Origin of the sequence: Prosthecobacter sp., from assembly GCF_046154365.1 — a bacterium.
GTDB lineage: Bacteria > Verrucomicrobiota > Verrucomicrobiia > Verrucomicrobiales > Verrucomicrobiaceae > Prosthecobacter.
The window spans coordinates 1-9964 of record NZ_JBJXFV010000095.1 but is presented as its reverse complement, the minus strand read 5'-3'; the positions used below and the strand labels follow the sequence as shown (position 1 = coordinate 9964).

Annotated in this window: 9 protein-coding genes; 3 read left to right on the top strand and 6 right to left on the bottom strand. The window is 60.3% G+C overall.

Annotated elements, in window-relative coordinates; genetic code table 11:
• Positions 1-73 precede the first annotated feature (73 nt).
• Positions 74-2467, bottom strand: coding sequence for a protein kinase domain-containing protein (locus ACKVY0_RS12230; RefSeq protein WP_409215101.1), 2394 nt, complete (start codon positions 2465-2467; stop codon positions 74-76).
• 119 nt (positions 2468-2586) lie between these two features.
• Positions 2587-3255, bottom strand: coding sequence for an RNA polymerase sigma factor (locus ACKVY0_RS12225; RefSeq protein WP_409215100.1), 669 nt, complete (start codon positions 3253-3255; stop codon positions 2587-2589).
• Between the two features lie 197 nt (positions 3256-3452).
• Here ACKVY0_RS12225 and bioA point away from each other — a divergent pair, with 197 nt between their 5' ends.
• Positions 3453-4706, top strand: coding sequence for an adenosylmethionine--8-amino-7-oxononanoate transaminase (gene bioA, locus ACKVY0_RS12220; RefSeq protein WP_409215099.1), 1254 nt, complete (start codon positions 3453-3455; stop codon positions 4704-4706).
• Here the strand turns inward: bioA and ACKVY0_RS12215 are convergent.
• From ACKVY0_RS12215 to ACKVY0_RS12205, 3 genes are all read right to left on the bottom strand, one after another.
• On the bottom strand, positions 4690-5790 hold the full coding sequence (locus ACKVY0_RS12215; protein WP_409215098.1) for an anion permease: 1101 nt from the start codon (positions 5788-5790) through the stop codon (positions 4690-4692). The two genes, bioA and ACKVY0_RS12215, sit on opposite strands and share 17 nt — an antisense overlap.
• An 18-nt stretch (positions 5791-5808) precedes the next feature.
• On the bottom strand, positions 5809-6441 hold the full coding sequence (locus ACKVY0_RS12210) for a DUF47 domain-containing protein (RefSeq protein ID WP_409215097.1): 633 nt from the start codon (positions 6439-6441) through the stop codon (positions 5809-5811).
• A gap of 200 nt (positions 6442-6641) precedes the next feature.
• Positions 6642-6989, bottom strand: a complete 348-nt coding sequence (locus ACKVY0_RS12205; protein WP_409215096.1) for a P-II family nitrogen regulator — start codon at positions 6987-6989, stop codon at positions 6642-6644.
• Positions 6990-7193: 204 nt separating this feature from the next.
• Between ACKVY0_RS12205 and ACKVY0_RS12200 the strand changes: the two genes are divergently transcribed.
• Positions 7194-8111 (top strand): hypothetical protein, encoded by a 918-nt coding sequence (locus ACKVY0_RS12200; protein ID WP_409215095.1) that lies wholly within the window; start codon positions 7194-7196, stop codon positions 8109-8111.
• A gap of 41 nt (positions 8112-8152) precedes the next feature.
• On the opposite strand, the gene ACKVY0_RS12195 is transcribed toward ACKVY0_RS12200, so the two are convergent.
• Positions 8153-9265 carry a GTP-binding protein gene (locus ACKVY0_RS12195; RefSeq protein ID WP_409215094.1) on the bottom strand — a complete coding sequence of 371 codons (1113 nt, stop codon included), beginning with the start codon at positions 9263-9265 and terminating at the stop codon, positions 8153-8155.
• 182 nt (positions 9266-9447) lie between these two features.
• Here ACKVY0_RS12195 and ACKVY0_RS12190 point away from each other — a divergent pair, with 182 nt between their 5' ends.
• Positions 9448-9846 carry an RNA polymerase sigma factor gene (locus tag ACKVY0_RS12190; RefSeq protein ID WP_409215093.1) on the top strand — a complete coding sequence of 133 codons (399 nt, stop codon included), beginning with the start codon at positions 9448-9450 and terminating at the stop codon, positions 9844-9846.
• The last annotated feature ends 118 nt before the right edge of the window (positions 9847-9964 follow it).

The following is a 9964-nucleotide window of genomic DNA, read 5'->3' as shown; positions in this document are numbered from 1 at the left end:
CCAGCATGAGAAAAATACATGCCAACTCATCATCCAAACCGTTTTACACGCCGTGTTACCTTGAGACATCATTTTATTTCCCGTCTCCCTCGATATCCTTCAGCCGCTTTTGCAGCTCAGGCCGTAATTCCGCAGCTTTGCGTTCATTGATGTGAGACTTTGGCAGCACTTCAAGGAGGTGTTTCACGATGCGGACGGCTTCCGCAGCCTTTCCAGCTTTGAGCAGTCGATTGGCAAGCGCCTCCCAACGGCTGAAGGAGGTCGATTCGTCCCACTTTTGGACCTGGAGCATGGCTGGGAGCTTTTGCAGCAGCTCCTCGGCTTCCCCAGATTGACCGAGGTCTTGGAGGGTCTGAAATTGGTTCACCACGATCGCTGCTGCGTCAGGAGGCAGGCTGCCCCCAGAACGCACACGATCCAGCCAGGCCTCCGCCAGGCTGCGAGCTTCTTCGAGGCGTTTCAGGTCCCGCAGAGCTTCAATGACCTTGGCAGCTTGCCGCAATGTGGAGCCGTGCATGGGGCCAAGATCCTGATCACAGGCACGCAGGGCATCCTGGCGTAATTCCAGCACGGCTTCATCCCCCACATGCTTTTCGAGCGTGTCCGCCAGCGCATCGAGCGTGGCGTTCGCTTTGACGTAGTCCGGCCCCACGGTGTGCCAGTAAATGTCGAGCGCCCGGCGGGCATGCAGGATGGATTCTTCGATCAAACCGGCATCCCGGCAATGCTTGGCAAGCCTGCCGAATACGCGTCCGGTGAGCGCATGGCGGTCACCACGGGCCTTGAGGGACTGCGCAACGGTGTCGCGCCCGAGTTGGAGCGCCTCCTGCTGCCGCCCCTGGTCGAAAATGGCTGTCATCAGTTGGATATTCGCGGTGACCTCGTCGAAGACATCGTTTTTGCGGCGATAATGCTCTACACAGGATTTGAGCAGCGACTCTGCCTCCTGAAGTGCCTCCGGCGTGCGCACTTCATCGATAAGCTCCTCGGCCAGCGCATACTGCGTCTTGCAAATTTGCGCGTCCTCGCGTTCGAGATGCGATTGCTGCCAGACGAGGATGCGGCGCAACTCATCGCGTGCTGCGGCGGCATCCGGGCCTGCGGCAGCGGCGGAAAGCATTTTTTTGAGTGTTAGACGATAGCGCAAGCTCCAGAGCAGCGGGTCATTTGGATCGAGCAGAGGCTCCACCTCAGACAGCACCACACGGAAAACCTCCACGTCCGCCGGCTGCTTCATCATGGTGGCCACCTCCGCAAGCATGGCCGCCTTCCGCCGGGGATCACCCCCAAATCCGGCCATTCGCCGCAGTAATTCCTCGCGCCATTGATCCGGGTCCACCTCCTTCCCGATCACATGCTCGTCCATGCTGCGAACCGTGTCCAAAACGATGCGCGCAATCTCGTCCGACTCCGCTTTCTGCTTCAGCGCCGCGTTTTCCGCCTTATGGGCCTTCACCGCCTGCCACGTCGATATAACCGTGCCAGCCAGCAGTGAAAAAACCGCCACAAACAGCGCTGCGGTAGCCACCTTGTGCCGCACCGCACGCCGCCACAGCAAATCGATGCCGGTGACGGGGCGTGACTCGATCTCATCTCCGGCTAGAAAACGCTCCAATTCCTCAGCGAGGAAGCCAGCGCTACGCAGCCGCTTCTCTGGCTTCTTTTCCAGGCAGCGTTGGACCAGCGTGGCGAGATCGGGATGCAGTTTCGCCACCGCAGACGCAGCGCTGTGCCGCGTCTTGGTGGTCAAATGCAACCCCGGCTCATCCTGCGTGATGCGGTGTAATATCTCAACAGCACTAGCACCGTCAAAAGGCAGTGTGTTGGTCAGCATTTGAAAGAGCATCACTCCCAGCGCCCACACATCACTGGCGGTGGTGATCTCTTGCGCGCCACCGGAGGCCTGCTCCGGACTCATGTAATGCAACGTGCCCACCTGTGAGCCACTGCGTGTGATGAGTGATCCGCCCCCGTCCAACTGCTTTGCCAGGCCAAAATCTGCCAGCAGCGGGCCGCCTTCAGCATCGAGCAGCACATTCCCCGGCTTCAGGTCACGATGCAGCACGCCACGATCATGCGCATGCTGCACGGCCCGGGCGATGTGGATCATCATCGCCGCAGCAACGCGTACCGACATCGCCCCGCTCTTTTGCAGTTGTTCAGCCAGCGAACCGTCCTCCGCCAGACGCATGGTAAAAAACGGCGTGCCATCCTCCTCACCGCTGTCATAAACCGGCACGATGTGCGGATGCAGGAGTTGGGCGATGGCTTCCATCTCTGCACGGAACCGCGCTGCCTCCATGTGAGTGGCGAAGTAGGCGTTGCGAATGACTTTCATGGCAACGGTGCGTTTCAGCTTAACATCCAATGCCTCAAACACGATGCCCATGCCACCGCTGGCGATCTCCCTCATGAGCCGATAACCCGCAAAGTCACAGGGCAGCTCGCCGAGCCGACGTGTGGGCATTGGCGGTGCCGCATCCTCGCTGATACTCTCATTGAGCAAGCACGCGAGGCAAATTCCGTCCTGTTCCAGCGGTCGGGAGCAGACGGCGCATGATTTCAGCGGTGAGTCACTCATGCAGTTCACATCAAACTCACCAAATACCTCAGCTCATCATCCACGTCCGCGTCGGTGGCCACCACTTGACGCACCTCCTCACGCAGCAGCATGCGGAAACGCTGCCGCATGTCTGCCGCCGCTTTTCGGACCGCGCCGTGAGACATGCCGTGCCGCACCGCCACTGCCTCCCAATCGGGGGTGCCATCATCCGCCGCGAACACCCGCTGGCGCACTTCCTGCAAAAACGCCCCGCGCACACGATCCGCATGCTCCTCATCGAGTCTCCGCAGCACCTGATCCACCATTGCCCGCGCCCAGCGCCGGTCATAGGCCAGATCCGGCGATGAACCATCCACCAGTGCTGCATGTTTCTCCAGTCCACCGATCTCCTCCATGCTGGCCACAAGCACGCCGCCACCACGTTTTTGCCGGTTCGTGGCGCGCAGCAGGTTGGCCAGCCAGTTGGTAAAACAACGCAGCAAAAAACTGCGGAAACGCACCTCACCTCGTTTCACGTCTGCAAGTGCCTCCTGAGAGATCAGATGCTCAAAGAAACCCTGCACCTGATCCGCTGCCACCTCGCTGTTTGCTCCGCGCTGCCGCGCAAACACATACAACGGCTGCCAATATGCACGCGCCAGCCGCTCCAGCCCCACAGCCGCTTCCGTTTCAGAATTAACCTCCCGAATCATCGACCACATCGTCAGCGGAAAAGAACCGCTATTTTGCGCAGCATACTGGTGAATAGGTGCAGAAGAATCGGCCATCATGCAAAACTCGAGGTTTCCTCAGACAAACAAGCTCAAAACGACGCTAGTTTAGCAAAGAATCAGCGATTTACCACAGGTCAACGAGCGCCTATGGAACTCCGCAGATCAACCTGCCAGCAATGACCGATCTCCACCAACTCGACAAGCAACATCTCTGGCACCCCTTCACCCCGATGCGGCAGTGGTGCGCGGCGGACCAGGTGCCGCTGCTGCTGGTGGCGGGGCACGGCTGCACGTTGCGGGATCAATTTGGGAATGAGTACCTCGACGGCAACGCCTCGATCTGGACGAACGTCCATGGGCACAACCATCCCGTGATCAATGCGGCGATCATCGAGCAGCTTGGCAAGGTGGCGCACACGTCGTTTCTCGGCTTTACGCATGAACCGGCGATCCGGCTGGCGAAGGAACTCGTGGATTTGCTGCCGGGCGGGAAGCTCACGCGGGCGTTTTTCACCGACAACGGCTCCACCGCCATCGAATCCGCCGTGCGCATGGCCTTGCAGTATTGGAAGCAAAACGGCAGGCCGCAGCGCGACACACTGGTCGCCTTTGATCGTGCCTACCACGGCGACACGCTCGGTGCAGCGAGCTTGGGCGGCATTCCGCTGTTCAAAGGCAGCGGCAATGACTTCGGCTATCGCGTCATCACGGTCCCGAGCCTTGACGCCCTTGACCGCTTGACCGTTGACGACCACAATCGCATTGCTGCGGTCATCATTGAGCCATTGATCCAAGGTGCAGCGGGGATGCGCCTATGGCCGCAAAGCATGCTGAAGACGCTGGACGCGTGGTGCGCAGCGCAGGACGTGTTTTTGATCCTGGATGAGGTGATGACGGGCTTCGGACGCACCGGCAGGATGTTTGCCTGCGAGCATGAGGGCGTGGTTCCTGACTTCCTCTGCCTCGCGAAGGGCATTACCGGTGGTTACCTGCCGTTTGCCGCCACGTTGACCACGGAACGCGTGTTTGAAGGCTTCCTCGGCGAACCGGACGAAGGGCGCACGTTTTTCTACGGTCACAGCTATGCCGGCAGCCAGCTCGGTTGTGCGGCGGCGCTGGCCAGCCTGCGCATTTTTCGCGAGGAACGAGTTCTGGAGCAACTGCCGGCCAAAATCGCGCGGTTAGCCGAGCTGATGGGCGACCTGAGCGCCTTTCGCCAATGCGGCATGATCGCCGCGATGACCGTGGACTCGCCGGATTTGAGCACGGGTGCCAAAGTCTGCCGCGCCGCACGCCAGCACGGCCTGCTGACCCGTCCCATCGGCAACACGCTCGTTTTGATGCCGCCGCTATGTGTCACGCTGGATGAAATCGAGCGCATGGTGGCGGCGCTGCGGGCGGCGCTGGATGAGATCACTGCGCCAGCGTGATGAGCCGGTGGAAAACGTAGCCGAGCAGGGCGGTGGCAGGAATGGTCATCACCCAGGCCCAGACGATGCTCTCGATGAGCGGCCAGCGCATAGAACTCCAGCGTTTCGCGGCGCCGACGCCCATGATGCTGGTGGTGATGGTGTGCGTGGTACTCACCGGCATGCCCATGTAGCCGGTGGTCGCGAGGATCGTGGCGGCGGTCGTTTCGGCGGCGAAACCATGCACGGGCTTCATTTTGACCATCTTGTGGCCGAGGGTCTTGATGATGCGCCAGCCGCCCGCGTAGGTGCCGGCGGCCATCGTGAAGGCACAGGTCATGACGATCCAGATGGGGATCGAGGCCGATTTGTCTGTGATTCTCAGGAAATTCAGCCATTCCGGCAGGCCGTCGAGTTCACCGGCCTGCGTGGCGGCAAACAGCGTCAGCATGATCACGCCCATCGTCTTCTGCGCATCCGCCATGCCGTGGCCGAAGCCCATGTAGCCAGCGCTGACGATCTGGAGCCTGCCAAACACCGTGTTCACCTTGTGCGGCCGCCAGTTGCGGATGAGCCAGAACAGGAAGCCCATAAAGAGGAAGCCCACCACCAGCCCCAGCAACGGCGAGGTGATCATCGGCACCACGACTTTGTGATAAATGCCCTCCATGCTCTCCTTGCCGGTCACCTTGTCGATCTTCACCCGCGACCAGATCAGCACCTGCCAGTTGCCGCTCGAAGCCCCCAGGCTCGCGCCGATCAACCCGCCCACCAGCGCATGGGTGGAGCTGGAAGGCATGCCAAACCACCACGTCAGCAGATTCCAGATGATGCCGGCCAGCATGGCGCAAAACACCGTCAGCGTCGTCACCGCGACCACTTTGTCATCGACAATGCCGCTATGGATCGTCTTGGCGACCGCCTGGCCGAAGAACGCGCCCACCAGATTCATGCCCGCAGCCAGCAGCAGCGCTTGGCGCGGCGTGAGCACCTTGGTGGAGACGACAGTGGCGATGGCGTTGGCCGTGTCATGGAAGCCGTTGATGTACTCGAAGGCATACACCACGAGCAGAACGACAAGCAGCAGGAAGAGCGCGGAGGTCATGGGAGCTTCCGCAGGGGCCTAGGAGTTCTTCAAAACGATGTGGGCGACGACTTTTCCGGCGTCACGGCAGCGGTCCACGACCTTTTCCATGAGATCGTAAAGGTCTTTCAGGATGATGACCTGCACCGCGTCTTTCTCACTGGTGTACAGTTCACGCAGGCAGTTCAGGATGAGCTTGTCGGCCTCGCCTTCGACCTGCTGGATCTTGTCATTCAAAACCTTCACCCGCTCCAGGTGCAGCTTTTTGCGCAGCTCCAGGATCATGGTGAGGACGATGTCGGCCGCCGTGTCCATCAGCTTGACCTGCGGGGAAAAATCCACCTTTCCAAGGCGTTCACGGCTGATCAGCAGCCGCTCGGCAATCTTTTCGACGGTCTTGGGGATCTTGTAGAGCGCATTGGCCAGCGCCTCGATGTCCTCACGCTCCAGCTCGGTCACAAACGTGCGGCACAACGCCTCGTCGATCTGCTGGGTGATCTTCTTGTCCTCCCGACGCGAGTCGGAAAAGGCTTCGAGATCGGGGGCGGAACCGATGGGCCGGGAGAGCAGCTTGTGCAGCGCCTGTACGCTCTGCCGAGCCTGGCCTGCGCTGGCTTCCAGCAGGTCATAAAACACATCCGTTTTGCCGAAGATTTTTTGGAAGGAGATCATGCGGGGAAAACCCACCGGAATCGAGGGGCGTGGCAGTTAGAGCAAGCGCAGCACTGGCTGTCAAGACAACCAGCGCGATCTCAGGTGACGAAAACGACACAAGCCACTTCCGCAATGCCAAGGCATGAACACAGAAACCCGCCAGCAGCATGGAGCCACTGGCGGGTTACGATTTTAAAGGACTGCGGTTCTGGGGGAGACTAGCTGCTGGCAACAGCGTCGGAGCCACGCTCACCGGTGCGGATGCGGATGGCGTCGAGCACGGCGCTCACGAACACCTTGCCGTCCCCGATTTTCCCGGTGTTGGCGGCCTTCACAATGGCGTCAACCACGGTGTCGGCACGGCTGTCGTCCACGACGACTTCAATCTTCACCTTCGGGAGGAAATCGACGGTGTACTCGCTGCCGCGGTAGATCTCGGTGTGGCCCTTCTGGCGGCCAAATCCTTTGACCTCCACGACGGTCATGCCTTCGACTCCGACTTCGGAGAGGGCCTCTTTAACATCCTCCAGTTTGAACGGTTTGATGATCGCTTCGACTTTTTTCATGGTTAACAGCAATTAGAAGTGTGGTTTCACAAATTGCAACGATCAGAACCGTGGGAAGATGATTTTCCTGGTCCAACCTTTTGCAGAACCGAGTTAAAGCCGGAAGCGTGCCAACTTCTGGCACGATTTCTTCCCTGCCAGAAAAAGCCCGCGCACGTTGGAGAGCCGCGTTGCAAACCGCCGCCCGGTGGCTTACCTCGGCCCATGCTCCGCCCCGCCGCACTCCTGGCATCGACCTTCCTCTGCCTTGCCCTCCACTCTCCCGCCCAGGACGACGCCCCGGTGGAATTGAAGCTGCATTGGGAACCCGGCCAGACCTACCTGCAGGAGTCGGACACCGACACCACGAACTTCCTCACCGCTCTGGGCAAAACCAGCGATCAAAAGCTCAAGCTGCATCAAACCACCAGCATCTCCGTACAAAAGACGCCACAAGGCCAGACCGAGGCCAGGGTGATGATCGAATCGCTGCTCGGCGAGATGACCTATGAGGGCAAAAGCCATGTGTTTGACTCCAAGAACCCCGGCTCCTCCCACCCGGGCCTCCAGCAGATCCTCGGCGGCTCGACGGGCAAAGGTTTCACCCTCGTCTATGATGACAAGGACGCCTTCATCGACGCCAAGGACACCGGCTCCATGGTCACCGGCGGTGTGGAGCCGGACCTGGCCTCCATCGCCAACGCCCGCCAGCTCGCCACGCTGTTCCGCCGCTCGCTCGAAATGGGCCTGCCCAAAATCCCCGTCCGCCCCGGCGACAAATGGATCTCCGACGAAATCGTCCCCTTCCCTCAGGCCGGCACCGTGCAGGTGAAGCTCAACGCCAAGTTCGACGGCATCGTCGATCGCGAAGGCCGCCGCCAGGCCCAGATCGCCTTCGAAGGCACCATGAAATCCCAGCGCGACAAAGACAGCACCGGCAACGACCTCAGCACCGACCGCCTCGTCACTCTCGGCGACGGCTCCAAGGTCAACGGCCACGTCTTCTTCGACCTCGAACGCAAGACCATCTCCCTCGCCGTCTTCTCCGCCACCATCCAGCTCAAGGTCGAGGGCAAACCCATGCCCGTGCGCCAGCAGGTCACGACCCGGCTGGTGTCGATGAAACCGACGGTGGTACCGTGAGCCTCAGTTTCTCATAGCTGCGCTGCCCCAGTTCCAAATCATCACCCGTCGCGATGCGTCGGTGTCGGCTTGCCCGGCCTGAAGTGTTCTTCGTGATCTAGCGTGGCCTGAAGGCCGAAGAAACTGGCCGCGACTTCGTTCAAGCCTGTTTTCACCGACTCAATCAGCGAGGCGGGATCGGCTTCGGCACGCAGATTGACGATCAACTGGCCGCCGGTGCTCGGTTCGTCGAGTTCCATGCCGAGTTCGGCCACGTAGTCGCTACGCACGAGATTGATGCTCGCCAGTTCGCCGGCGATGCCATCGTCAGGGCTGAAGGTCATCTTGAAATGCGCGATCTCGACTCCGGCGAGCTGCAAACGGCCCTGCACGTTCGTGGCGAGTCGTTTCAGGAAATCATTCGCCTCGAACTCATCGTCCGACTTCAGCGTGACAGTCGCATTCAGCCAGCCGAGCAGCGCCTCACCGTCCGCATACACTTCGTAATCCACCGCCATCGGGTTGCGCCGCGCTTGCTCATCCGTCATGAGGCTGGCGAAAAGTTCGTCGAGACCGGTTTCCTGTCGTGGCGAAGCCGTGACGATCTTGGCGAGCGGAAATTCCTTCATCAGAACGGCCCGCAGCTCCTCACGCTGCGTGTCGTCGATGAGATCGCTTTTGCTGATGACGATGATGTCGGCTTCTTCGAGCTGCTTCTTGAAGATGTAGGCCACCTTGGTCGAAAAAGTGCCGCCAGCATCGAGTCCGAACACACGCCGCGCCCGGATCGGGTCCACCAGCACGCTCAGCGGTGCGATGGTGAAGGAATCGCCATACATGCGGCGCAGCGGGTAGGTCACGGTCGCCACGAGGTCGGTGCAGCTCCCCACCGGCTCGGCGATGAAGACATCCGGCTTCGTGCTGCTTGTCAGCTTGCTGGCGGCATCCACCAGCGTGTTGAAGCGGCAGCAGAAGCAGCCGCCGGCGATTTCCTCTGTCGCGTAACCTTGCCCGCGCAAAAGTTTTGTGTCCACGAGTCCGCCCGCTTGATCATTCGTGATGAGGCCCACCTTGAGGCCTTGATCACTCAGATGCTTCGCCAGCCGACCGACGGTCGTCGTTTTACCGGCTCCGAGGAAGCCTCCGATCATGATGTAGCGTGCTTTGGTGGACATGGGGTGGCTTCATTTGCCTGATGTGGCAAACTAACAAGCGCCAGTTGCTCTTCTTGCGCAAAAAAGCCGTGCGGATCTTTGCAACCTGCTGAGTAGCAGTGTCGTGGCCAGGCGAAGGCACTTGGGGGTTTTATTGCCATTCCATGTAACGCCGCCGCCCGCTCGCGTTACAATGCGGGTGAATGACCCCTTTTTCACCAGACTTTCCTGAACCGACCGACGCTGAGCTGGTCGCGGCAGTGCGTGGTGGCGAGGCGGCGGCGTTTGCTTGGCTGGTGCGGCGGCATTTGGCTGCGATTCGGGCGTTTGTGGCGATGAAGCTGCCGGTGGCGCATCTGGCGGATGAGATCACGCATGAGAGTTTTGTTTTTGCGTATCAAAATTTGGCGGAGTTGGCCTCGGCGGGGTCGTTTCGGGCTTGGTTGCGGGCGATCGCGTGGAATCTGGTGCGCAAGGAGCTGCTGCGCTTTGCCCGGGAGCAGGCCAACCTGTCGCGATTGGAGGCGAGTCAGCTCGCGGAGCTTGCCGCAGCGCAGGAGCCGAGTGCGGCGAGTGATGAGGCGATTTTTTTGGGCCATTGAGACTTTCCCGTGGGGTTTTATGTGCCATTGAGGAGGCTTGGAGTTGTGTGCGCGACACCCAGGGATCAGATGCGTCGCTCCGTGCAAGGGGCAGTCCGGCATAACTCGCTGCGCTCGG

What these genes read in the sequence shown, in the direction of transcription:
- ACKVY0_RS12230 (WP_409215101.1), bottom strand. Translation starts at nt 2,467, where the DNA reads ATGCCCACACGTCGGCTCGGCGAGCTGCCCTGTGACTTTGCGGGTTAT.
- ACKVY0_RS12195 (WP_409215094.1), bottom strand. Translation starts at nt 9,265, where the DNA reads ATGTCCACCAAAGCACGCTACATCATGATCGGAGGCTTCCTCGGAGCC.
- ACKVY0_RS12225 (WP_409215100.1), bottom strand. Translation starts at nt 3,255, where the DNA reads ATGATTCGGGAGGTTAATTCTGAAACGGAAGCGGCTGTGGGGCTGGAG.
- bioA (WP_409215099.1), top strand. Translation starts at nt 3,453, where the DNA reads ATGACCGATCTCCACCAACTCGACAAGCAACATCTCTGGCACCCCTTC.
- ACKVY0_RS12205 (WP_409215096.1), bottom strand. Translation starts at nt 6,989, where the DNA reads ATGAAAAAAGTCGAAGCGATCATCAAACCGTTCAAACTGGAGGATGTT.
- ACKVY0_RS12190 (WP_409215093.1), top strand. Translation starts at nt 9,448, where the DNA reads ATGACCCCTTTTTCACCAGACTTTCCTGAACCGACCGACGCTGAGCTG.
- ACKVY0_RS12210 (WP_409215097.1), bottom strand. Translation starts at nt 6,441, where the DNA reads ATGATCTCCTTCCAAAAAATCTTCGGCAAAACGGATGTGTTTTATGAC.
- ACKVY0_RS12200 (WP_409215095.1), top strand. Translation starts at nt 7,194, where the DNA reads ATGCTCCGCCCCGCCGCACTCCTGGCATCGACCTTCCTCTGCCTTGCC.
- ACKVY0_RS12215 (WP_409215098.1), bottom strand. Translation starts at nt 5,790, where the DNA reads ATGACCTCCGCGCTCTTCCTGCTGCTTGTCGTTCTGCTCGTGGTGTAT.